Origin of the sequence: Streptomyces sp. NPDC047841 (genome assembly GCF_040704085.1) — a bacterium.
Classification (GTDB): Bacteria; Actinomycetota; Actinomycetes; order Streptomycetales; family Streptomycetaceae; genus Streptomyces; species Streptomyces argyrophylli.
This window is the reverse complement of the sequence record NZ_JBEYRP010000017.1, coordinates 106,026-128,898: the sequence shown is the minus strand read 5'-3', so window position 1 is coordinate 128,898 and position 22,873 is coordinate 106,026. Positions and strand designations below refer to the sequence as shown.

Annotated in this window: 22 protein-coding genes and 1 pseudogene; 13 read left to right on the top strand and 10 right to left on the bottom strand. The window is 72.7% G+C overall.

Annotated features, from left to right (window positions below; translation table 11 throughout):
• Window positions 1-24: 24 nt before the first annotated feature.
• From AB0947_RS28325 to AB0947_RS28315, 3 genes are read right to left on the bottom strand one after another with little or no spacing between them, the layout of a single operon-like run.
• Window positions 25-831: a carbohydrate ABC transporter permease gene (locus AB0947_RS28325; RefSeq protein WP_366753252.1), complete on the bottom strand. Its 807-nt coding sequence runs from the start codon at window positions 829-831 to the stop codon at window positions 25-27.
• 47 nt (window positions 832-878) lie between these two features.
• A complete protein-coding gene (locus AB0947_RS28320; protein WP_366753153.1) occupies window positions 879-1,826 on the bottom strand; it encodes a sugar ABC transporter permease in 948 nt (315 codons plus the stop codon).
• Window positions 1,827-1,833: 7 nt separating this feature from the next.
• Window positions 1,834-3,168, bottom strand: a complete 1,335-nt coding sequence (locus AB0947_RS28315; protein ID WP_366753152.1) for an ABC transporter substrate-binding protein — start codon at window positions 3,166-3,168, stop codon at window positions 1,834-1,836.
• A 266-nt stretch (window positions 3,169-3,434) separates the two neighbouring features.
• On the opposite strand from AB0947_RS28315, the gene AB0947_RS28310 reads away from it, so the two are divergent.
• Window positions 3,435-4,433, top strand: a complete 999-nt coding sequence (locus tag AB0947_RS28310; RefSeq protein ID WP_366753151.1) for a LacI family DNA-binding transcriptional regulator — start codon at window positions 3,435-3,437, stop codon at window positions 4,431-4,433.
• 50 nt (window positions 4,434-4,483) lie between these two features.
• Here the strand turns inward: AB0947_RS28310 and AB0947_RS28305 are convergent, their stop codons facing one another.
• A complete protein-coding gene (locus tag AB0947_RS28305) occupies window positions 4,484-5,404 on the bottom strand; it encodes a LysR family transcriptional regulator (protein WP_366753150.1) in 921 nt (306 codons plus the stop codon).
• A 173-nt stretch (window positions 5,405-5,577) separates the two neighbouring features.
• Between AB0947_RS28305 and AB0947_RS28300 the strand changes: the two genes are divergently transcribed.
• Window positions 5,578-6,672, top strand: coding sequence for a diaminopropionate ammonia-lyase (locus tag AB0947_RS28300; RefSeq protein ID WP_366753251.1), 1,095 nt, complete (start codon window positions 5,578-5,580; stop codon window positions 6,670-6,672).
• A gap of 73 nt (window positions 6,673-6,745) precedes the next feature.
• Window positions 6,746-7,367, top strand: a pseudogene (locus tag AB0947_RS28295) (LysE family translocator).
• A gap of 86 nt (window positions 7,368-7,453) precedes the next feature.
• Here the strand turns inward: AB0947_RS28295 and AB0947_RS28290 are convergent.
• A complete protein-coding gene (locus AB0947_RS28290; protein ID WP_366753149.1) occupies window positions 7,454-7,879 on the bottom strand; it encodes a VOC family protein in 426 nt (141 codons plus the stop codon).
• Between the two features lie 265 nt (window positions 7,880-8,144).
• Here AB0947_RS28290 and AB0947_RS28285 point away from each other — a divergent pair, with 265 nt between their 5' ends.
• Window positions 8,145-8,852 carry a HEAT repeat domain-containing protein gene (locus tag AB0947_RS28285; protein WP_366753148.1) on the top strand — a complete coding sequence of 236 codons (708 nt, stop codon included), beginning with the start codon at window positions 8,145-8,147 and terminating at the stop codon, window positions 8,850-8,852.
• Between the two features lie 3 nt (window positions 8,853-8,855).
• Complete coding sequence (locus tag AB0947_RS28280) at window positions 8,856-9,860, top strand: MerR family transcriptional regulator (protein ID WP_366753147.1); 1,005 nt, start codon at window positions 8,856-8,858, stop codon at window positions 9,858-9,860.
• A 152-nt stretch (window positions 9,861-10,012) separates the two neighbouring features.
• On the opposite strand, the gene AB0947_RS28275 is transcribed toward AB0947_RS28280, so the two are convergent.
• Entirely contained in the window at window positions 10,013-10,900 is an 888-nt protein-coding gene (locus AB0947_RS28275; RefSeq protein ID WP_366753146.1) for a helix-turn-helix transcriptional regulator, read from the bottom strand.
• A 252-nt stretch (window positions 10,901-11,152) separates the two neighbouring features.
• Between AB0947_RS28275 and AB0947_RS28270 the strand changes: the two genes are divergently transcribed.
• The 4 genes from AB0947_RS28270 (at window position 11,153) to AB0947_RS28255 (ending at window position 12,823) form a co-directional block, all read left to right on the top strand.
• The gene (locus tag AB0947_RS28270) at window positions 11,153-11,560 is read left to right on the top strand and encodes a cupin domain-containing protein (protein ID WP_366753145.1); all 408 of its coding nucleotides are present in this window, start codon (window positions 11,153-11,155) and stop codon (window positions 11,558-11,560) included.
• A gap of 27 nt (window positions 11,561-11,587) precedes the next feature.
• Window positions 11,588-11,914, top strand: coding sequence for a carboxymuconolactone decarboxylase family protein (locus tag AB0947_RS28265; protein ID WP_366753144.1), 327 nt, complete (start codon window positions 11,588-11,590; stop codon window positions 11,912-11,914).
• Between the two features lie 202 nt (window positions 11,915-12,116).
• Window positions 12,117-12,683, top strand: coding sequence for an SDR family NAD(P)-dependent oxidoreductase (locus tag AB0947_RS28260; RefSeq protein WP_366753143.1), 567 nt, complete (start codon window positions 12,117-12,119; stop codon window positions 12,681-12,683).
• Entirely contained in the window at window positions 12,680-12,823 is a 144-nt protein-coding gene (locus AB0947_RS28255) for a hypothetical protein (protein WP_366753142.1), read from the top strand. Before AB0947_RS28260 ends, AB0947_RS28255 begins: the two co-directional genes overlap by 4 nt.
• A gap of 72 nt (window positions 12,824-12,895) precedes the next feature.
• Here AB0947_RS28255 and AB0947_RS28250 read toward each other — a convergent pair whose 3' ends face one another.
• Window positions 12,896-13,438: a GNAT family N-acetyltransferase gene (locus AB0947_RS28250; protein ID WP_366753141.1), complete on the bottom strand. Its 543-nt coding sequence runs from the start codon at window positions 13,436-13,438 to the stop codon at window positions 12,896-12,898.
• Between the two features lie 242 nt (window positions 13,439-13,680).
• Here AB0947_RS28250 and AB0947_RS28245 point away from each other — a divergent pair, with 242 nt between their 5' ends.
• A complete protein-coding gene (locus tag AB0947_RS28245; RefSeq protein ID WP_366753140.1) occupies window positions 13,681-15,843 on the top strand; it encodes a SpoIIE family protein phosphatase in 2,163 nt (720 codons plus the stop codon).
• A 99-nt stretch (window positions 15,844-15,942) separates the two neighbouring features.
• Here the strand turns inward: AB0947_RS28245 and AB0947_RS28240 are convergent, their stop codons facing one another.
• The 3 genes from AB0947_RS28240 to AB0947_RS28230 form a co-directional block, all read right to left on the bottom strand.
• Window positions 15,943-17,127 carry a type III polyketide synthase gene (locus AB0947_RS28240; RefSeq protein ID WP_366753139.1) on the bottom strand — a complete coding sequence of 395 codons (1,185 nt, stop codon included), beginning with the start codon at window positions 17,125-17,127 and terminating at the stop codon, window positions 15,943-15,945.
• A gap of 369 nt (window positions 17,128-17,496) precedes the next feature.
• The gene (locus AB0947_RS28235) at window positions 17,497-18,129 is read right to left on the bottom strand and encodes an ATP-binding protein (protein WP_366753138.1); all 633 of its coding nucleotides are present in this window, start codon (window positions 18,127-18,129) and stop codon (window positions 17,497-17,499) included.
• 57 nt (window positions 18,130-18,186) lie between these two features.
• Window positions 18,187-18,882: a DNA alkylation repair protein gene (locus tag AB0947_RS28230; RefSeq protein ID WP_366753137.1), complete on the bottom strand. Its 696-nt coding sequence runs from the start codon at window positions 18,880-18,882 to the stop codon at window positions 18,187-18,189.
• Between the two features lie 373 nt (window positions 18,883-19,255).
• Here AB0947_RS28230 and AB0947_RS28225 point away from each other — a divergent pair, with 373 nt between their 5' ends.
• From AB0947_RS28225 to AB0947_RS28215, 3 genes are all read left to right on the top strand, one after another.
• Window positions 19,256-20,443 carry a lycopene cyclase family protein gene (locus tag AB0947_RS28225; RefSeq protein ID WP_366753136.1) on the top strand — a complete coding sequence of 396 codons (1,188 nt, stop codon included), beginning with the start codon at window positions 19,256-19,258 and terminating at the stop codon, window positions 20,441-20,443.
• A 66-nt stretch (window positions 20,444-20,509) separates the two neighbouring features.
• Window positions 20,510-21,229 carry a class I SAM-dependent methyltransferase gene (locus tag AB0947_RS28220; protein ID WP_366753135.1) on the top strand — a complete coding sequence of 240 codons (720 nt, stop codon included), beginning with the start codon at window positions 20,510-20,512 and terminating at the stop codon, window positions 21,227-21,229.
• 95 nt (window positions 21,230-21,324) lie between these two features.
• The gene (locus tag AB0947_RS28215) at window positions 21,325-22,839 is read left to right on the top strand and encodes an FAD-dependent oxidoreductase (protein ID WP_366753250.1); all 1,515 of its coding nucleotides are present in this window, start codon (window positions 21,325-21,327) and stop codon (window positions 22,837-22,839) included.
• Window positions 22,840-22,873 lie beyond the last annotated feature (34 nt).

The window sequence follows — 22,873 nt, the reverse complement described above, 5'->3', positions numbered from 1 at the left end:
CCTTCCGTGCGAGGGGGGCGGACGTCATTTGAGGGACCCGGCGGCGAGCCCGGTCCGCCAGAACCGCTGGAGGAGCACGAACACGATGATCACGGGCAGGATCGACACCAGCGAGCCGGTGATCACGGACTGCTGGAGCAGCGGGGCGCGGGCGGTCTGGCCGTTCCACTCGTACAGGCCGAGCGTGATCGGGAACAGGGACTCCTTCTGCAGCATCACCATCGGCAGGAAGAAGTTGTTCCAGATGGCCACGAACTGGAACAGGAAGATGGTCACCAGGGCCGGCGTCATCAGCCGGAACGCCACCGAGAAGAACGTGCGGAACTCGCCCGCGCCGTCCAGCCGCGCCGACTCGATCAGCTCCTGCGGGACGGACGCGTTCGCGAAGACGCGCGCGAGGTAGACCCCGAACGGGCTGACGACGCTGGGCAGGAAGACGGCGAGATAGGTGTTGACGAGTCCGGTCGCCGAGAACAGCAGGAACAGCGGCAGGGCGAGCGCGGTGGTCGGCACGAGGACACCGCCGAGGATGACGGAGAACAGCACCTCCCGGCCGCGGAAGCGGAACTTGGCGAGGGCGTAGCCGCACAGCGCGGAGATCAGAGTGCCCACGGCCGCGCCCAGCACCGCGTAGACGACGGTGTTGAGGGCCCAGCGGCCGAAGACGCCGTCGCTGCGGGTGAACAGGACGCGGAGGTTCTCGAACAGGTCGAAGTGCGAGAACACCAGCCCGTTGGTCGAGGCGAGGTCGCCCTGCGGCTTCGTCGCCGCGACGACGAGGAAGTAGACGGGCAGCAGGAAGTAGACGGCCAGGAGCAGCATCAGGGCCATGACGGCCGTACGGCTGACGCGGCTCTCACGGATCACGGAGGGGTTGCTCACAGTCCGGCCCTCTTCGCGGTCAGTCGCATGAACCCGAAGCTCAGCACGAAGGTGATGACGGCGATGACCACGGAAATCGCCGCGGCCTGCTGGTAGTTGTTCCCCGAGGCCACCGTGTAGGCGAGCATGTTGGGCGTGAACGTGCTGGAGATGTTCGAGGAGATCTGGCGCAGCACGGCCGGTTCGGCGTACAGCTGGAGCGTGCCGATGATCGAGAACACCGAGGTCAGGACGATCGACGGGGCGATGATCGGGACCTTGACCCGCCACGCGATCGTCCAGTTGCTCGCGCCGTCGATCTTCGCGGCCTCGTAGAGCTCCTGCGGGATCGACTGCAGCGCCGAGAACATGATCAGCATGTTGTAGCCGGTCCACAGCCAGGTGGAGACGTTGGCGGTCGACCACAGCACGGCGCCCGGGCCGAGGAAGTCCGGCTTGAGGCCGACGCCGTTCAGCAGGTCGACGACGGGGCTGAGCTGGGGCGAGTACAGATACGACCACATGATCGCGGCGATCACTCCGGGCACCGCGTACGGCATGAACGCGGTGATGCGGAAGAACGCCTTGAGCTTCAGCAGCGGGGTGTCCAGCAGCAGCGCGATGATCAGGGCGACGAACAGCATGACCGGCACCTGCACGACGCCGAACAGCCCGGTGCGGCCGATGCTGGACCAGAACTCGGTGTTCCGCAGCACCTGGCCGTACTGCTCGAGACCACCGAAGGCGGTGTACGAGGTCCCGTACTGCCCGCCGGTGCGGCGCACCACCCGGAGGCTCTGCCAGAGCGCGTAGCCGACGGGCACCAGGTAGAACAGCAGGAACGGCAGGAAGAAGGGGGTCAGGAACGCGGCGACGGTACCCGCCCGGGGCCCGCCGCCGTGGAGCCGGCGGCGGACGCGGACCGGCGCCGCCACGGATGCCGCACGGGCTGCGGTGTCGGTCATGCCGCGGTCACTTCCCCGCCGTGACCGGGATCGCCTGGTCCTTCATCGATGTCAGCGCGGCCTTCTGGGCTGCCGCCAGCGCGTCGGTGAGCGTGCCGCCGCCGGCCGCCGCCTTGGCCATCGCGTCCTGCAACGCCAGGTTGACCGTCTTCTGCGTGGGACCCCAGGCGAAGCCGGTGTCGATCTTCTTGGACGACTCGGCGAAGACGTCGAAGATCTTCTCGTTGCCGTAGTACGCGACGCCCTTCCGCAGCGAGGGAAGCCGCAGCCCGGCCTTGGCGGCGGGGTACAGGCCGCCCAGCTCGTTCTCCAGCGCGAGCGCCTCCGGATCGGTGTTCAGCCAGGTGTTGAACCGCACCGACTCGTACAGGTGCTTGCTCCCCTTCATGAACGCGACGGTCGACCCGCCCCAGTCACCGGACGCGCCGTCCGTGCCCCAGGTCGGCATGGGCACGACCGACCACTTGCCGGCCTGCCTGGGCAGGTTGTCGCGGAACATGCTGTAGCCCCAGGCGGCACCGACGTAGCTGGCGATCCGGTCCTTCTGGTACGCGGCGTACATCTGCGTCGAGCCGTTGGCGAGGTCGGTGCGCACGAGCTTGCCGGAGATGAGCTTCTGCCAGTACGCCGCCACCTGCCTGCTGCGGTCGGAGTCGACGGTGACCTGCCACTTGTCGTCGGAGTAGCCGTACATCCTCGCGTCGTTCTGCCAGAGCAGCCCGTTGAACCACTCGGCGTTGTTCGGGTCGAAGAACGTGATGGCGAGGTCCGGGTCCGCCTTGTGCAGCTTCTGTGCCGCGGAGGCGTACGCGTCCCAGGTGGTGGGGATCGCGACGTGGTGCTTCTCGAAGAGGTCGCGGCGCACGAAGAGGGCCATCGGACCGGTGTCCTGCGGGAGGGCGAACACACCGGTGCCGCCGAAGCTGGTCTGGGACCAGGTCCACGGGACGAACTTCGACCTGGCCGCGGTGGCCGCCTTGCACGCCGAGGCGTCCACGAAGGCGTTCTGGGTGCGCAGGTTGGGGAGTTCGTCGTAGCCGACCTGCGCCAGGTCCGGCGCCTTCCCCGCCTTCAGGGCGTTCCCCAGGGTGCCGTACTGGTCGTTGGAGATGTTCTTCGTCTCGACCCGGATGTCCGGGTGCCGCTGGTTCCACAGGTCCACGACCTTGTCCATGCCCGGAACGGTGTTCCAGTACTGGAGGGTGACCTTGCCCTTGGCGGGCGCGCACGACGCCGCCGACGCCTCGCCCGACGGCGCGGGCGAGGAACACGCGGCGAGTACGGCGACACCGGCGGCCGCGGCCACGGTGGCGAGGCGGGTGCGCATGACTGTGCTGCTCATGTTTTCCGTTCCCGAGAACGGCCGGCGACGGGCGCCGGCCGGGTCGACGTTGACTCACTCAGACGGGATGCCGCGGTGGACATGGACGGCCGCGACGGTGCCGGTCGGGGTCCTCGGGCACCGTGGCGGAAAGGGGCGAGCCTGCTGTAACTTCCGTCCGTGAGCGTTCACGGGAACGTTCACGGGCGCTGTGAAACGTTCGGAAGTGTGCGCTCGCGTGCAGTTGAGTGTCAAGACTCCGGATCACGAGGGGGAGGTGGCCGACAGTGCCGTCCGGGACCGGGTCCCGCAGGGTGACGATCCATGACGTCGCCCGTGCCGCCGGGGTGTCCCGGCAGACCGTGTCACGCGCGCTGAACGACAAGGGGGAGATCGACGACTCCACCAAGCAGCGTGTGCTCGACGCCGCACGGACGCTGGGATACCGGCCGAGCCGGTTCGCCAGGGGACTGGTGCGCCAGGACACGATCAGCGTCGGTCTCGTGATCCCCGACCTGCTCAACCCGTTCTTCACCGAGGTCGCCGCGGCCGCGCTGGAGGCGGCGCGGGCCCGCGGATGGCACGTCCTGGTCTACGACACCGCGGACAGCGCACAGGAGGAGCTCGGCACGCTCCAGGTGATCGCCTCCCAAGTGGACGCGGTCGTCGGCTACTTCAGCCGTGGCGAGAGCGAGATCGAGCAGTGGACCCGGGGGCTGCCGGTCGTCCTCATCGACCGGGGCGAGGACGCCGAACGCTTCAGCTCCATCCGCGTCGACGGGCGGGAGGGCGTCAGGGCGGCCATCTCCCACCTCGTCCAGGCGGGCCATCGGCGCATCGGCATGCTCGACCACGCGGCTCGGACCGAGCCGAGCGTCCGGCACGCGTGGTTCGCCGACGCGCTGACCGCCTGCGGACTCGCCGACGGACCGGTGTGCCGCGCGGAGCAGAGCGTGCAGGGCGGCGAGAGGGCGCTGGAGCACCTCCTCGGCCACCACCCCGACGTGACCGCCGTGTTCGCCTTCAACGACGTCATCGCCATCGGCGCGCTCCGTGCCGCGCGCCGGACGGGACGCCAGGTGCCGCGCGACCTGGCCGTGATCGGCTTCGACGGAGTGACGCTCGGCACGCTGGTCGAGCCCCCGCTGTCCAGCGTGGCCCTGGACATCCGCCGGCTCGGAGCACTCGCCGTCGAGCAAGCGGCCCGTCTCCTGACCGGCGACAGTCCCCTCGGCCCCGACGACCTCGTGGTCCGCGCGGAACTCCGGCTCCGGGAGTCCACGTAGGTCCGCCCCTCACCCGGGCGGCGTGGCGAGCGCCGCCGGGACCGGCCCCGTCACGCGAGGCCGGAGCGCAGGCCGACCGCTTGGCGGAGGGCCTTCCGGCACGCCCGCACGGCAGGGTGCCGGCCGCGGCCACGGCGTACGACGGTGAAGATGCGACGGACGCGCTGACCGCGGGGGAGCGGCCGCAGCGCGACGGTCGGGGACTGTCCGGTCCAGACGAGGCCGGGCAGGAAGGCCGCGGCGTGCCTCTGCTCGACGAGGCGGAGGTGGAGCAGCAGGTCGGTGGTCTCGAACCGCACGTCCGGTTCGAAGCCGGCGTCGCGGCACAGGGTCATGGCCCAGTGCCGGGCCGCGGTGCCCTCCGGTTCCATCACCCAGGGGTGGTCGGCGAGGGAACGCAGCGCCGCGGCCGGGCCCTCGGCTTCCGCTGTGCCGGCCGGTGCCGGCAGGGCGAGGCGCAGGGGGTCGTCGAGCAGGCCTTCCTGTTCGAGTTCGGCGGGCCGGGGGCTGGGGTTGCCCGGGTATTCCTCGGCGAGGACGAGGTCGAAGTCGCGGGCCTGGAGCGCGGGCAGGGCCTTTTCCGGCTCCATGTGCGTGACGTGGACGCGCAGGTGCGGGTGCTGCTCCCGCAGCAGGCCGAGCGCGGCGGGGACGAGGGCCAGGGCGGCTGTCTGGAACGAGGCGATGCGCAAGGTGCCGGTCAGGTCGGACAGCGAGGCGGCGATGTCCGCCTCCGCGCGCTCCAGGCGTTCGAGGACCGCCTCGGTGTGGGCGACGAGGATCTCGGCCTGCTCGGTCAGCCGTACCCGCCGCCCGACCGGTTCCAGCAGCGGGACACCGACCTCGCTCTCCAGCAGGGAGAGCTGCTGGGAGACGGAGGAGGGGGCGTAGGACAGGGCGGCGGCGACGGCCGCCAGGGTGCCGCGGTGCTTGAGTTCCCGGAGCAGGCGCAGCCGGTGCAGATCGAACATGTCACGCTCGGTCCGTGGGGCCCATCGGTCGGTTCCGTCGATGAGTATAGGTCGAAAACATTCGCTGGACCGATCGTACGGACGCGCCGCACGCTGATCCTGTGCCTGACGACACCCCTGACGACACTCCTGCCAACGCCGGCGCCCCTGACAACACCCCCTCCTCCCGTCCGCTGCCGTGGTTCGCGCGCTCCGGTGCCCGTGCCTGCCGGTGTCAGCCCGCGCCGGCCGAGGTGCGGGCCTTCCACCTCTCGCTGCCCGACTACGCGCCCACCCCGCTGACCGAACTCCCGTCCCTCGCGGACGCGTGGGGTGTCGGCCGGGTCTTCGTCAAGGACGAGTCGTGCCGTCTGGGGCTGCCCGCGTTCAAGGCCCTGGGTGTGTCCTGGGCCATCCACCGCGTCCTCGCCGAGCGGACGGCCGACGGCGGGGAACCGGCTCCGCTCACCCTCGTGACCGCCACCGACGGCAACCACGGCCGCGCGGTGGCCCGTACCGCACGCCGCCTCGGCCGGGAGGCCCACGTGTTCGTTCCGCAGGGCGTGCACCCCCGGGCCGTGGCGGCCATCGTCGCCGAACAGGCCAAGGTCACCGAGGTGCCGGGGCCGTACGACGAGGCCGTGCGCCGGGCGGCCGAGGCGGCTGCCGCGCCGGACGCGGTCCTGGTCCAGGACACCGCCTGGCCGGGCTACGAGCGGATCCCGCGGTGGATCGTCGAGGGTTACTCCACCCTCTGCGCCGAGACCGACGAGCAGTTGAGGACCCGAGGGGTCGCCGACGGGCCCGATCTCGTCTCCGTACCGGTGGGCGTGGGGTCCCTGGCACAGGCCGTGGTCACCCACTACCGCAGCCGTCCCTCCGGGCACGCCCCGGCGCTGCTGTCGGTGGAGCCGGAGGCCGCGCCGTGCGTCCTGGAAAGCCTCACGCTCGGCGCACCCGTCAGCGTCCCCACGGGGAGGACCACCATGGCCGGGCTGAACTGCGGCACCCCGTCCACCATCGCGTGGCCCCGCCTGCGGGACGGGCTGGACGCCGCGGTCGCCGTCGCGGACGCCGACAGCTCCGACGCGGCCGGTGTCCTCGCCGCTGCCGGTGTCTCCTCGGGTCCCTGCGGGGCCGCGTCGCTCGCCGGTCTGCGCGCGGCGCTCACCGGCGCGGGGGCCGGGGAACGCCGCAGGGCGCTGGGACTGGGGCCGTCCTCGGTCGTCGTGCTGCTGAGCACCGAGGGCACCGCTGCCAATCCGCACGCGGGGGCGGGTCACGGATGACCGCATCGACCGCATCGACCGCTTCGAAGAGTGAGATCGACTCAGCCGACTCGACCGGGGGGAGGGTGGCCGGGTGCTGACCCACCTCCTGTCCGCGATCGGCGTCCTGGGGCTGCTGACCGTCGTGCCCGGCCCGGACATGGCGGTGGTGACCCGGCGTGCGCTCGTGGCCGGTCGCGGGGACGGGCTGCGTACCGTGGGCGGGATCGCGACCGGGCTGCTGCTCTGGGGTGCGCTGACCGTGGCGGGGCTGGCGGCCGTGCTCGCCGCCTCACCCGCGGCGTACCTGACCGTGAAACTGCTGGGCGCGGGCTACCTGGTGTTCCTGGGCTCGCAGGCGCTGTGGCGACACCGCCGCGCGGCCCCGGCCGCCGGGACGGATGCCGTTCCTGCCGCCGTGGGGGGCCCTTGGCGGACCGGCCTGGTCGGCAACGTCCTGAACCCGAAGATCGCCGTCTTCTACACGGGGCTGCTGCCCACGCTGGCCCCCCCCTCGGCTGCCCGCCCCCTGGGCGATGACGCTCCTCGTGCTCGTCCACGGCGCGCTCACCCTCGCCTGGCTCGGCGGCTACGTGCTGCTGCTGTCCAAGGCCGGACCCGTCCTCCACAAGCCACGGATCCGCCGCGCGCTCGGGCTGACCACGGGCGTCGCACTGGTCGGCCTGGGCCTCACGGTCGCCGCGACGTCCGGTTGACGGGCGTCCACCGGCGGTTCGGCGACACGCCGGGCTGCCCCGGCCGGCTCTGGGCAAGCCGGGGCCCGGCGCCGTCCGGCGGCCGGCTACGACCGGATGTACGGCCGGGTCATGATCTCCATGTTGTGGCCGTCCGGGTCCTCGAAGTAGGCGCCGCGGCCACCGAAGAGACGGTTGATCCGGCCGGGTTCGGTGTGGCCGGGGTCGGCGTAGTAGGTGACACCGAGCGTGTCCAGGCGGGCGATCATGGTGCTGAACCGATCGTCGGGCACGAGGAACGCGTAGTGCTGCGACTGGATCGGCTCGTCGCGCTTCTCGTAGTAGTCGAGTGTGACGCCGTTGCCCAGGTCGACGGGCAGGAACGGGCCGAAGGGGGCACCGACCTCCAGACCGAGGACCGCGGCGATGAATTCGGCCGACAGGCGACGGTCCGTCGCGTAGACGGCGGTGTGGTTCAGCTGGACGGCAGCCGGCGAGGCAAGGTCGTTCCGGCGCTGCTGGTCATGTGACATGTGTGGTGTGTCTCTCGAGTCCTGGATCCGCTGTCGGGGCGCCGCGTGGGGGCGCTCGGGGGAAGACGCGGAGAGGTGGCGGGGCTCTGGCCCGCCTCGGGCTCACGCCGAGGCCGGGTGCCCTACTCGTGCATGGCCCATGGCCGACCCGGCAGTCACATGATCGACTCTAGTGCCTGACCGTCTGTCACGGCAAAGAGACCGGGCACACCTTGACCTTGACACGGTGACAAGGTCTTCACTGCGTGCCGAGGAGGTGGTCTCCATGACGATCCCAGGACAGGCCACGGATGCGGACACGGACACGGACACGGACACGGACACGGATACGGCAGGAGTGCTCCACGGGCTGGAGGACAACCGGCCGTCCGTGCGGCTGCGGGCCGCCATGGCGGCCGGGACGGCACCCGACCCGCGTTTCGTCGGCAAGCTCGTCGAGCGATGCGCGATCGAGCCCGAGTTCTTCGTCCGCGACATGCTGACCTGGGCGCTTACCCGCCACCCGGTGCCCATGACGCTTCCCGCACTGCTTCGCGAAGTCCGCTCGGAGCGTGCGCAGGCACGGAGCCAGGCGCTGCACACACTGTCCAAGATCGGGGACCGGCAGGCGTGGCCGGCGATCACACGGACACTGCTGACCGACGCCGACGACGAGGTGGCGCGGACCGCCTGGCGGGCCGCTGTCGTGCTCGTACCGGAAGGCGGGGAACCCGCGCTGGCCACGGTGCTGGCGACGCAGCTCGGGCGCGGCGACCGGGAGACACGGCTGAGTCTCAGCCGGGCACTGGTCGCGCTGGGGGAAGTGATCGTGCCGGTTCTCCGTTCTGCGACGATGGCCCCCGACCCCGGTGTACGGACGCACGCGCTCGCCACGCAACGGCTGCTGCGCGACCCGGACGCCGGATTCGAGTTCGCGATCGAGGAGGCGAAGCGCGTCGTGGTCCTCGGCGGCCCCGGCCAGGAGGAACGATAGGGCGTGTTGATCAGTGAGGTGGCGCGGCGGTCCGGGGTCAGCGCCCGCATGCTCCGGCACTACGAGTCGCTCGGTCTGGTGCGCCCCTCGGGTCGTACGGGCTCCGGATACCGGGAGTACTCCCGCGAGGACATGCGCAGGATCTTCCACATCGAGAGCCTGCGGTCGCTGGGACTGTCGCTGCGGGAGATCGGACGCGCGCTCGACGATCCCGGCTTCACGCCCTCGGCACTCGTCGACGACCTCGTTCGCCAGACGCGCGACCGCATCGCGGCCGAGACCGAGCTGCTCACGCGGCTCCGCCGGATCCGCGCCGCGGACCCCGCCGGCTGGGAGGACGTCCTCCAAGTCGTCGCGCTGCTCCAGGCACTGGGGTCGAAGAACGCCGACGCACGCCAGCGCGCGGCCCTCTCCTCGGCCGACGAGGTTCCGGTACCGGTGGACGCCCTGGTCGAGGCGGCACTCGGCGAGGCGGACCCGAACGTCGCCGGGGCCCTTCGATGGGCGCTGGCGCGATCGGGCGGCACGGGCCCTGCGCTGCTGGCGGAGGGCCTCGGCTCACCGGTGGCCGCGGTACGGGAACGTGCCGTTCAGTGCCTCGCCGAGATGCCCGGAGAGGAAGCCACCGCGCGACTGCGGGACGCCCTCGCCCACCCCGACGCCGTGGTGCGCGGGCATGCGGCTCTGGCGCTCGGCGCACGCGGTCTGGCCGATGCGGTCCCGGTGCTCATCGACATGATCGTGGAGGGAAGGAACGACACCGACGCGGCCGATGCGCTGAGCGTGCTGGCCGGCGACACCGCGACGGCGGACGAGATCGCGAGCGTGTTCGTCGACCGCCTCGCCCACGACACCACGGGAGCGCCCGCACGCGGACGGCTGACCCAGGCGCTGGCGGGCGTCCCGGGACCGAGGGCGTCACGGGCCCTCGTGGAGCTGTCCCACGACACGGACCGTGCCGTCGCGCTGACCGCGGCGTACCTCCTTCAGCTGCGCGGCGCACGCTGACGGGTCTCCGCCGACGGCTGGGGAGCGCTCGGGCCGCGGCGCGCTCACCGCGGCCGGCTCGGCCGGCGGACGTCAGTCCTCCAGGCCGGCGGTTCCGCGGCGTGTGCGCCCGGTTCCGGCGCACCGTGCCGCTCGCCGGGCGGGCCCGCGGGCTACCGGTCCTCCGCCGCAGCGGTCGGGACCATGACGTCCGTCTCCTGAGTGGCGGCCCAGGAGGCCAGGAGTCGCAGGGCCTCGTGCCCGGCCGTGCCGGGGGCGGCGCTGTAGGCGGTGAGGGTCAGGCCGGGCAGGGCCGGCAGTTCCATGGCGTCGAAGTCCAGGGTGAGGGCGCCGACGGCCGGGTGGCGGAAGGATTTGCGGCCGGTGTGGTGCAGGCGCACGTTGTGCTTGGCCCACGCGGTGCGGAACTCCTCGCTGCGGGTGACGAGTTCGCCGATGAGCCCGGTCAGGCCGCTGTCGTGCGGGGCGCGTCCGGCCTCGGTGCGCAACAGGGACACGGTGGTGTTCACCGACTCCTCCCAGTCCGGGAAGAAGTCCCGGCCGCGTGGGTGGAGGAACTGGAAACGGGCGATGTTGACCGACTCGGTGGTGCTGTCGGGGAACAGGGGGGAGTACAGCGCGCGGCCCAGGCGATTGGTGGCCAGGATGTCCAGGCGGCCGTTGCGCAGGAAGGCGGGGGAGTCGGTCATGGACTTGAGGACACGCAGGACGCTGTCCGGCAGCGGGCCACTGCGTCTGGTACGGCGGACCGGACGTCTGGCGGCGGCGCGGGCCAGGTCGTTCAGGTGGGCGCGTTCGGCCTCGTCGAGCTGGAGGGCGTTCGCGACGGCGCCGAGGACTTCCTCCGAGGCTCCGGCGAGGTGGCCGCGTTCCAGGCGGACGTAGTAGTCGACGCTGACACCCGCGAGCAGGGCGACTTCCTCCCTGCGCAGCCCCGGCACGCGCCGGTTGCCGCCGTAAGCGGGCAGGCCCGCCTGCTGCGGGGTGATCCTGGCGCGGCGGGAGGCCAGGAACTCGCGGACATCGCTCTCGGGACTCACGATGCTCAGGCTATGCCGGATGCCGCAGGGGAGGGGGGTCCTGTGAGTACCTGGAACAGCAGACCCTTCCCCGCCTCACCGGCCCGCGGTTTCCTCGATGACGGCGGCTGCTCCGGGAAGACCGCCGACGAGCCCGAGGCGAGCGCGTCTCCCTCCGGTCACCGAGCGGCCGCCCCTCTGCCGGGCCCGGGCCTCACCCGCGCCGGCGCCGCCCGAACCATCCTCGAACCCGTACCCCAGAGAGGGACCCCCATGGAATTCGTCACACGGCAGGCCACGGTCAAGGCACCGGCGGCCTGGTTCACCGGCGACGTCTGGTTCGACGTGCTCTACGCGGGACAGGAGCCGTCGCGGATGCGCGCCAACCTGGTCCGCTTCTCCCCGGGCGCCCGTACCCACTGGCACTCCCACGTACTGGGCCAGACCCTGCACGTCGTCTCCGGCACCGCCCTGATCGGCACCCGCGACGGGACCGTCTTCGAAGCACACCCCGGCGAGACCGTCACCTGCCCCCCGGACGAGGAGCACTGGCACGGCGCCACCGCCGACCGCTTCATGGAGCACATCGCGATGTGGGAGGGCAAGGGCGACGGCAGCGAGGAGACGACCTGGAACGAGCCCGTCACCGACGAGCAGTACACCCGTCCCCGCAGCCGCTGACCCCGCGCCGAACCGGAAGGATCTCCGATGACCGACCAGCCCCGGCAGATCGGCGGCGGACGCCGTACCGTCGGTGACTTCGCCCCCAAGCTCGCCGAACTCACCGACGACGTCCTGTTCGAGGACGTCTGGAACCGCCCCGAGCTGGCCGCCCGCGACCGCAGCCTGATCACCGTCGCCGCGCTCGTCGCCGGCGGTGACGCCGACCAGCTCCGCTTCCACCTCGGACGCGCGAAGGAGAACGGCGTCACCGAGACCGAACTCATCGAGGCGATCACCCACCTCGCCTTCTACGCCGGCTGGCCCAAGGCCATGACGGCGATCACGGCCGCGAAGCAGGTCTTCGCAGCCTGAACACCGGGGGAGGAGCCGGCCAGGGCTCCTCGGGCCGGCAGCGTGTCCGCACACGGACCCGGCACCCGGACGAGCCGGGGGCCGGCCCGGACGGAAGGAGGCATTCCATGCGAGGAGCAGTCCGGCGCGATGCCGAAGGGGCTCTCACACTCCCAGCGGTGGTGTCCGCCCGGACATCACGCGTGCGACAGGGGGCGCGCCCGTGAGCCGGATCCTGGTCACCGGCTCCGCGGACGGCCTGGGACGTGCCGCCGCCGACGCGCTGTCGTCCGCCGGACACCAGGTCGTGGTGCACGCCCGCGACGAGGAGCGCGCGGTGGCCCTCGACCCGCTGGCCGCCCGCGGGGCGCACCTCGTGGCCGGCGACCTCACCGACCGCGACGCCGTACGGCGCATCGCCGCCGAACTGGACGACGCCGAACCGCTCGACGCGGTCGTCCACAACGCCGGCGTCTGGAGCGGGCCGGCCGTCATGCCGGTCAACATCGTCGCCCCGTACCTGCTCACGGCCCTGCTCCGCGCCCCACGGCGCCTGGTGTACCTCAGCAGCGACTCGCACTTCGGCGGGCGGCCCTCGCTCGACGGGGTCGACTGGCGGGGGCGGGGCCCGGGGTCGTACGCCGACAGCAAGCTGTTCGTCACGACGCTCGCGGCCGCGACGTGCTCAGCAATGCGGTGGACCCTGGCTGGGTGCCGACGAGGATGGGCGGCCCCCACGCACCGGACGACCTCGAACTCGGCCATCGGACGCAGGAGTGGCTGGCGGTGAGCGACGACCCCGAGGCACTGACCAGCGGCGGGTACTGGTACCACCGCCGACGGCAGGAGCCGCACCGCGCGGTCCACGACGAGGCGTTCCAGGACCGTCTGCTGTCGGCCCTGGCGCGGGAGACCGGTACCGCGCTCTAGGCGGGGAGGGCGAACCTCCCCACGCCTCCCGCACGGAGCGAGGCCGGGAGGCCGTCGTCCCCGTCGCCGCCGTCAACGAGTGGGGGTGACGTACTGGTCCGACGACAACTCGAACACCCTCACCCGCCGACCGCCGGCGGGATGGACGGTCTCACGGACCGGACGCATGCCCAGTTTCGTCATGATCCGTTCGGAGGCGTCGTTGCCCACCTGAGCGATGCTGACGATCCGCTCCAGCCCCCGTTCCTCGAACCCGAACCGTACGGCGGCCATGGCCGCCTCGGTGGCCAGGCCCTGCCCCCAGTGGGAACGTCCCAGCCGCCAGCCGACCTCGACCGCCGGCAGCACCTCCGGCAGGAAGTGCGGCACCGAAAGACCGGTGAACCCGGCCAGCTCTCCAGTGGAGCGGATCTCCACGGCGAACAGGCCGAAGCCCCGTGACTCCCACTCGCTCTCCCACGCCTGGATCCCGCCGCGGGTCTGCTGTTCGTCACGGACGCTGCCGTCACGGATCCACCGCATGACCTCGGGGTCGGCATGGATGGCGGCCATGGGCGCGACGTCTTCCTCGCGCCAGCGACGCAGGATCAACCGCGGAGTCTCAAGCGTGACCATCCCTTCATCCTGGATCACGGAACGGGCTGTCCGCCATCCTCACCAGGCACTTCCGGTACACGCCGACCGTGTTCAGGACGTCGCCGGGGCGGTCCGTCGCCGACCCGCCTCGCGGTGCCGCCGTGTGGGCGAAGCGACCCCCGCTGTTATTCAATGAGGTGTGCGGCCGGGGCTCTCGGGACCCCGTCGCACGGGTCCGAGTACGGCCCCGGCGCTGCGCCGGGGATTGCGGAGAGAGCTGCATGGACTCCACACCCTCCCCATCGTCCTCTTCCGCGTTCGACCTGGTCAGCAGGGCCTTGGGGCGCTACATCCCGCGCGGCGGAGCGGCAGGGGCCGCCCGTCCCGCCGACGCGCGGGGCGACCGCACCACGCGCCGGCGGCCACCCGAGGACCCGGCGACCGGCCGGCAGGAGCAGATTCTCGGCGCGGTCAACCTGGACCGGGATCTGGTCATCACCCGCTGCAATCTGGACGCCCCGGTGTTCGCGGGTCTGGAAGCCGTGGCCGGGAGGCCCTTCGTCGGTCTCCTGCCCCCCGGGGACGTACCGACGGTCACCCGGCGGTTGCGGCAGGTCCTGGAGACCGGTGAGGCGCACGTGGCCCGGATCCAGCGCCTGCGGCGCGGCGACGGGTCGGAGCTGGTCGTGTCGATGAGCATCCTGCCCGCGGCGGCGCCCGAGGAGGGCCTGACCGTCTCCCTGATCGCGATGGCCAGGAGACTGCACCTGTACGCCGCCGAGACCGCGATCGGCACCTCGCTGGACATCGGTGAGACCGCGCAGTCGCTGGCGGAGTCCCTGCTGGCCTGGGGGGACGTGGCCGCCGTCGACCTCGACTTCGCCGTGTGGACGGGCGAGGGGGTCACCGGCCGCTCGAAGGGGCGCATCCGGCTGCGGCGGGCGGCCCTGGTGCCGGACCGGGCGTGGCCCGAGGGCTATGTGACTCCGGGGGAGGACCTCCCCGGCGACGCGAGCCGCCTGCTGGCGCAGGCCGTACTGCGCGACGACGCCCCGCAGACCATCGTCATACCCGACCGGGAGGCCGTCGAGCGGGTGCTCGGCAGTCCACGCGTCGTGCGGGCCCTCGTACCCGGTGACCGGTCGGCGGGTGTGGCGTGCGTCCCGCTGGTCCTGGACGGCACGCCGCCCGTCGTACTGGGCGTGGCGGAGGTCTGGCGGCGGGCGGACTCCCCGTTCCGCGACAGCGAGCTGCTCGACCTGCAGGAACTGGTCGCCAGGACCGCCCACCACGTCGACCTGGCTCGCCAGCACCAGCGCGAGCACACCCAGGTGCTGGCCCTGCAGCGCCGGCTCCTGCCCCGGACCGGTGGCGACACGATCGAGATAGCGAGCGTCTACCAGCCCGCCACCCCCGACAGCGCGGGCGTCGGCGGTGACTGGGTGAACAGCTTCCCGCTGCCGGACGGCCGCACCGCACTCGTCGTCGGCGACGTCGTCGGGCACGGTCTGGGAGCCGCGGCCACCATGGGTCAGCTGAGCATGGAGGCCCGCGCGCTGCTGTCCGCCGGACTCGCGCCGGACGAGGTACTGGAGCACCTGGACGAGACCGTCTCCCTGCTGGACGACGCCGGTTCCGGGCTGACGGCCGGTTACAGCGCCCTCGGCTCGACCTGCTGCATCGCCCTCTACGACCCGGTCAGCCACCGGGTGACCCTGTCCAGCGCGGGCCACCTCCCACCGGTCCTGGTCTCCCCGGACGGGCACGCGGGCCCGCTGGAGATCCGCACGCACCCCGGCCTCGGCGCCGAGTTCGCTCTGCGGGAACCGTTCGACGTGCACACGTTCAGCGCACCGCCGGGTTCCCTGCTCGCCCTCTACACCGACGGCCTGGTGGAGGATCCGGCCGTGCCGATCGACGAGGGCATCGCCAGGCTGGCGGAGGCCGTGTCCACCGTGCACCCCTGGGACGCCCTCCAGCGGGCGGCACGGCACGTCGTCTCCACGCTGGCACCCGCTCGCCAGCGCGACGACGTGACCCTGCTCCTGGCACGGATGATCGGCTACCGCAAGGGGGACACCGCGACCTGGCGGCTGCCCGCCCGGGACGACGCCCCCGCTCGTGCCCGCGCGCAGGTCTCCGTGCTGCTGCGGCAGTGGCGCACGAAGGCCGACACCCGCGACGACGTGGTCCTGCTGATCAGCGAGCTGGTCACGAACGCCGTGCGCTTCGCCACCGGTCCCATCACGGTACGGCTGATCAGGTCCGGTCCCGGCCTGCTGTGCGAGGTGGGCGACACCGGCAGCGGCAGGCCACGTCTGAGGCGGGGCGGCCTGCTCGACGACGGCGGGCGTGGCCTGCACATCGCGCACAGGCTCACCACCCGGTGGGGGGTCCGGTGGACGGACACCGGCAAGGTGGTCTGGGCGGAGGTCGCGAGGTGACGCGGCCACGGGGGCCAGGTGCCTGCCGGTACCTGGCCGGTGCCCGGGCCTGGTACCGGCACCGGGGGCTGGTACCGGCACCGGTACCGGTGGGGCGTACTACAGCCACTCCCCTTCCAGGGCGGTGGCGGTGAGGCCCGGCGCCGCCGCGTAGAGAACGGCGCGGCTGCCCGGCTTCTGCCCGGCGTCATGCGCCCGCCGCAGGATGTCGAACACGGCGGCGCCCCCGCGGTTTCCGGTGGTGTAGCTGTCCCGGCTGTGGTCCAGCAGCCCCGACGGCCAGGCGTCCGGCATCGTCTGCTCCATGTACTCCAGCACCCGGGTGCCGCCGGGGTGCGCGAGCAGCACGTCGGGGTGCCAGGCGTCGGGGTGGTCCTGGTACCGGACGCGCAGCCACTCCCACATCGCGGTGACCGTCTCCTGTACGGCGCGCGGCCCGCGCCGGTCCATCACGAAGTGGGTGCCGTCCGCACGCGTCTCCAGGCGGTGCAGGTCCTGGGTGCCGGGCAGGGTGTGATGCCAGGCGGCGTCCAGGCGCAGCACCGACTCGCGCCGGGGGCGGCCCGTGACGACCGCGGCGACCGCGGTGTCCGCGAACAGCAGCCGGACGATCAGCGACTCGAGGGTGTCGTCCGCGGGCTGGTAGGTCGTGCTCAGCGCCTCCGAGATGACGACCAGGACCACGCGGTCGGGGTCCGCCGCCACGAGGTCCGCGGCCAGCGCCAGGGAGCGGGTCCCGGCGATGCACGCCCACTGCGTGGCCGGCAGCAGCATCACGTCGTCGCGCAGGGGGAGCTTGTTGGCCAGGGCTATGTCCAGACCCGGCAGCGCCGGGGTGGTGGAGTGGCTGGTGATCAGGCAGTCGATGTCCGCGGTGTCCAGCCCGGCGATCTGCAGGGCCCCGCGTGCCGCGCGCTCTCCGTAGGACTGTACGGCCTGCCAGGCCGGCCCGGTGCGCTCCTGGACGGTCTGCGGCGTGGGCAGCGCCTCGAGCGCGGCGATCACGCGGTCCACGTCCTGCTGGGTGAACCCGTCACGTGCCAGTGCCTCTTGGGCCGGCTCGACGCCGACGGCCCGCAGGCCGCCGCCCTTGCCGGGCGCGACGGCGGTCTCCAGCGGCAGCATCCACCCACGGGTCTCGATACCCGTACTGGCCGCGATGCCGTCGATCCGCTGCGCCCACGCGGCGTGCGGGTGCCGGTCGCGCACCTCCGCCACGATCTGGCTGGTCTTCACGGGGTGCTCGCCGTGTATCACGGCAGGAGGACAGAGGTAAGCGGCCATGGTGCACCTTCCCGGCGGAACAGGGGAAATGGGAGGAAAAGGGATATCTGGTGAATGGTGTGGCATGAGCCACTTTGCGGCTTCATGCCCAAGAGGATGCCGATAAGCTCCACTTGGGAGTCGGTATCCGTTTCGAGCATGGACGCTAAAGGGACATTTCCGCTGTGATGCAGACAACTTAGGCAGCTTCGAAAGTGCGTGACACGGCACACACATCGCTGCATCGAGTGACCGCGGGAGTGGCTCCCAGCCGGGCCTGGGCAAGCACGTCCTCGCGCGGGGGAATTGAGCACCCGTCGGTGACACGCAACGGTGACTGTGCGTTATGGGAGCGGATGCGCTCCTTCTTCCGGCGGCGGGGGCAGGTGCTCAGTCGAACCGGATGTGCCTGATCCCTGTCCAGGCCCGCCGCGCACGTCCGCGCAGTGCTCCGTCCCTGTTCGGGGCGAGTGCCAGGCCGGCGGCAGCGGCGATGTGCTCGGCGACCTGGGGCACGGTGAGGTGGTCGGTCCAGACCTGCTCCCCGAACTCCTGGGCACGCAGGCGCTCCAGACACAGGTCGAGCCGGGACACGGCGAAACTCTCGCGACGCAGGGGAGCGTCCTTGCCGGCGACGAACCGGACGACGTGTCCGAAGCCGCGCTCGCGCAGCCGGCGCAGCACCGTCTCACGCTCGGCCAGCAGGGCGAAGTGCCGCACATCATGGCCGCGCTCGCGCAGGCGACCTACGGTCTCGCGGAAGTACGCCGGCTCCACGACCGTCATGGGCACGATCACCGTCCCCTCGTACGTGCTCAGGACGTGATCAAGCACGCCGACCACCCCCAGCCGCCAGGCGGCGAGGTCCTGGAAGTCGCCGCGCAAGGACGGGGGCATCATGCGGTGCAGACCGAAGCCCACGTGTTCGGGATCGCAGACGACGCTGTCCGCGAGCCGGCGTCGGAGTTCGTACGCGGTCTGCGTCTTGCCGCCACCGAAGGGACCGTTGATCCACAGGAGCATGCACGCGACCCTACGGGGGCCGGGGCGGTTGCCGGCCGCGCCGGGTTCGTACCCGGCCTATCGCGCCCTCACGAACCGTGCCCGCTCGGCCCGCACCAGGCGCTCCGTCGCATAGCGCACGGTGACGCGCGGCAGCTCGTCCAGGTGCCGTGCGAGGAAGGCCACCATGAGCGGTTCGTCCCGGCGGCCGATCTCCCGCAGCATCCAGCCGAGCGCCTTGTGGATCAGAGGTTCCGGATCCTGGCGCAACGTCAGGACCAGGCCGAGCGTCGGCTCGAAGCGGCCCGCGCGGATCAGCGCCAGCGTGGCGAGCACCGCGATCCGGCGGTCCCACAGCCGCGCCGACGCGGCGAGTTCGTCCAGGACGCGCAGGTCACCCTCCAGCAGCCACGGCCCGAGTACGACGTGCGCGGAACCGTCGACGAGGTCCCAGTTGTCCACGCACTCGGTGCGCGCCAGATAGAAGTCGGCCAGCGCCTCGCGGTCTGCGCCGCTCGCCGTGCGCACCCGCTCGGCCAGGACCAGCAGCCCGGCGAAGCGCTCCTCGTGGACACGGCCGCGCAGCAGTACGTCCACGTCGTCGAGGGACAGCTCGCGGTAGGCACGCGCCAGCTTGCGCAGCACCGGCACGCGCACGCCGAGCAGTTCGTCGTCCTCCGCGGGGCTGAGCACCCGCTCCAGTTGCGCCCGTACGGCCGGCTCCGCCAGATTCCGCAACTCGGCCCGCAGGTCCTCGAGCGAAGTGAACGTCATGACGGCGGACGTTAGCGCAGACGCCCCGTGCACGCCGCGGACGGGCCACGCCGGGTGCCCGCGCACCGCAGGAGAAGCCCTTCCCATGTGTGATCGACGGCCATCCGGCCAGCGGACGGTCGTCCTCGGTGACCGCGTCCAGGATGCCTCCGTACGCGACGAACGCGGTGGACACGGCGGCGGGAGACCGGCTCCAGCGTTCCGAGGCCGGGGCGGCGGGGCCCGGCGTCCGCGGTGGTGTCTTCCGCGGCGCCGTCCTCCGTGGCCTCCGCGTGCCGCATCCGGGTGACCCGCGTCCGTTCGGGCACTCCGGCGGGAAGAGAGGCAGAGCACGTGCACCCACAGCACGGCGCACAGCAGGGAAGGAGCCGTCGTGTTCGAGGCGGACGTGGCCGTTCTGGGCGGCGGAGCCGCAGGACTGTCCCTGGCCCACCGTCTGGCCGGGCCCGCGCGGGGACTGCGGACGCCGTCCGTCGTGCTGGTGGACGCGCCGCCGGGCCCACTGCGCCCACCGCGCCGCACCTGGTGCTTCTGGGAACCGGGCCCGGGGCGCTTCGACGGCGCGCTGACGGCCTCCTGGGGGCACCTGCGCGTACGGCCCCCCACGGGCGACCCGATCGAGGGGGACCTCGCGCCGCTGCGGTACAAGATGATCCGGTCCGACGACTTCGAGGGCCTGGTCGGGCGGGACCTGGCGCGCAGCCCGAACGTGCGGAGGCTGGAGGCCACCGTCGAGACGGTGGAGGACGTCGAGGGCGGAGCCCGCGTCCAGGTGCGGAGCGCCGGCGGCGAAGCCCGGGTGCTCACCGCCCGCTGGGTGTTCGACTCCCGGCCGCCCGGCAGCCTGCCCGCCGCCCGCACCACCCTGCTCCAGCACTTCCACGGCTGGTTCGTCCGCACCGCACGCCCGGTCTTCGACCCCGGCACCGTCGACCTCATGGACTTCCGCACCCCGCAGCCCGCCGACGGCCTGTCGTTCGGCTACGTCCTGCCCGTCGGACCGCACGAAGCCCTCGTCGAGTACACGGAGTTCTCATCCCGGCCACTCACCGACGGCGAGTACGAGGCGGCGGTGCGCCACTACGCCGACGACGTGCTGCGCCTCGGCGACGCACAGGTCCTGTCCACCGAGACCGGCGTCATCCCGATGACGGACGCGCCGATGCCCCGGCAGGCCGGGGCCCGCGTGTTCCGCATCGGTGCCGCCGGCGGCGCCACCCGCCCGGCCACCGGCTACACCTTCGCCGGTCTGCAACGTCAGACACGGGCCGTCGCCGCAGCCCTGCGCCGCGGACGGCGGCCGGCGCCGCCTCCCGCCCACTCCGCCAGGTCCCGCGCCATGGACGCCGTCCTCCTGCGCGCCCTGGCCAGCGGCCGGGTCGACGGCCCCGCGCTGTTCTGCGGCTTGTTCGCCCACGTACCCGCCCCCCGGCTGCTGCGCTTCCTCGACGGACGCACCTGTCTGCGCGAGGACCTCGCCATCGGCCTGCGCACCCCGATCGGCCCGATGCTCCGCTCGGCGCTCGAACTGCCCCTCCTGCCCCGCCGCCCGTTCGACTGAGCCGCCCGTCCCGCTCCACCGCCCCGCCCGGCCGATCACCCGCCACCGCACCGACCTGGAGACCGCATGACGCTGCTGCGCGACGAGGACCTCACCGCCGCCTTCGACCACGCCGCCCGCGGCTACGACGGGCTGGTGGCCGCCAACCCCGGCTACCACGCCCATCTGAGGCGCTCGGTACGCCGTCTCGGCCTGCCCGGGTCCGCGGCGGGCCTGCGCCTGCTGGACCTGGGCTGCGGCACGGGCGCCTCGACGGCCGCGCTCCGCGCCGTCCTGCCGGCCGCGCACATCACCGCCGTCGACGCCTCCGCCGGCATGCTGCGGCGGGCCGCCGCCAAGCCCTGGGCGGACGGGGTGACCTTCGTGCGGGCACCGGCGGAACGGCTGGCCGAGGCGGGCGTGACCGGGCCGTTCGACGCGGTCTTCGCCGCCTACCTGCTGCGCAACGTGTCCGATCCCGACGCCGTCCTCACCGCCGTGCGGGACCTGCTCGTGCCCGGCGGCCGGCTCGGCGTGCACGAGTACGCCCTCAGCGGCCGCCGCGTCGACCGAACGGTGTGGAGCCTGGTCTGCCGCGGCCTCGTGCAGCCCGTGGCGTCCGTCCTCGGGGACGGCGGGCTGTACCGCCATCTGTGGCGCAGCGTCGTCGAGTTCGACACCGTCGACCGCCTGGCCGCCCGCGTCCGCGCGGCCGGCTTCGAGCGGGTCCGGGCGCTGCCCCTGCCGGGCTGGCAGACCGGCATCACCCACACCGTCGTCGCCCGGCGCGCGGAGAGCGCGCGATGACCGCGGCGGAGCAGACGGCGGCCGCGGCCGAGCAGACGGCAGCCGCGGCAGAGCGGCCGGACGGCGATCGTCCCGGACGGGACCGGCGGGCCCGGATGCTGCCGGCGCCGCCCGGCGCACGGCGCGTCGGCGGGGCCCGCCCCAGCGCGGCCGTCGTCGGCGGCGGCATCGCCGGTCTCGCCGCCGCCACGGCGCTCGCCGAACGCGGGGTGGCCGTGACGCTGTACGAGCGGCAGCCGTACCTCGGCGGGCGCGCCGGGGGCTGGCCGACCACCCTGCGGGACGGCACCCGGGTGACCATGAGCCGGGGCTTCCACGCCTTCTTCCGCCAGTACTACAACCTGCGCGGGCTGCTCCGCCGTACCGACCCCGGCCTGCGGCGGCTGACCGGTCTGCCCGACTACCCGCTGCTGCACGCCGGCGGAACGCGCGACAGCTTCCGCCGCGTCCCGCGCACCCCGCCGTGGAGCGCGCTCGGCTTCGCCGCGCTCAGCCCCACCTTCACCCTGCGGGACATGTGCCGCATGAACCCGGTCGCGGCCCTGCCGCTGCTGGACGTCCGCGTCCCCGAGATCTACGACCGGCTGGACCACGTCAGCGCCCACGCGTTCCTCGACGCCGTCCGCTTCCCCGAGAAGGCCCGGCACCTCGCCTTCGAGGTGTTCTCCCGCAGCTTCTTCGCCGACCCCCGCCAGCTCTCGGCGGCCGAGATGGCGCTGATGTTCCACGTCTACTTCCTCGGCTCGGCCGAGGGCCTGCTGTTCGACGTGCCGCGCGCACCCTTCCCGGCCGCCCTGTGGGAGCCCCTGGCCGGTCACCTGCGGCGGCACGGCGCCGAGGTGCGCACCGCCACGGCCGTCGAACACATCACGCCGGGGCGCAGCGGCGGTCACCAGGTCGTCACGGACCGGGACGAGCGGCACCACGACGCCGTCGTCCTCGCCCTGGACACCGCCGGCCTGCGCCGCCTCGTCGCCCGGTCGGACCTGCTGGGCGACGCCTCGTGGCGCGAGCGGATCGCACGGCTGCGCAACGCCCCGCCGTTCCTGGTGACCAGGCTGTGGCTGGACCGTCCCGTGGCACCGGGCCGTCCGGGCTTCCTGGGCACCGGCGGATTCGGGAGCCTGGACAACGTCAGTGTCCTGGAGCGCTGGGAGGACGAGGCCGCCCACTGGGCCGCACGCACCGGGGGGTCCGTGGTGGAACTGCACGCCTACGCCGTCCCGGACGGCGCCGCCCGGGACGTCGAGGAGAAGCGCCTGATCGAACAGATGCACCGCGTCTATCCGGAGACGCGCGACGCGACGATCGTCGACGCCCGACACGAATGGCGCGACGACTGCCCGCTGTTCCCGGTGGGCGGGCACGGCGACCGGCCGGCCGTGCGCACCCCGGATCCCCACCTCGTGGTGGCCGGCGACCTCGTCCGCACCGGCCTGCCCGTGGCGCTCATGGAACGGGCCGCGACGACCGGCTTCCTCGCGGCCAACGCCCTGCTGGAGCAGTGGGGCGTGCGGGGAGTGACCCTGTGGACGGTTCCACGGCACGGCCGGAGCGCCCTGCTGCGGGGCCTGGCCGGCGCCGCCGCCCGTGGCTCCGGCACGCGGTGAACGCCCGTCCGCGCGTGGCGATCCCGGGGAACGC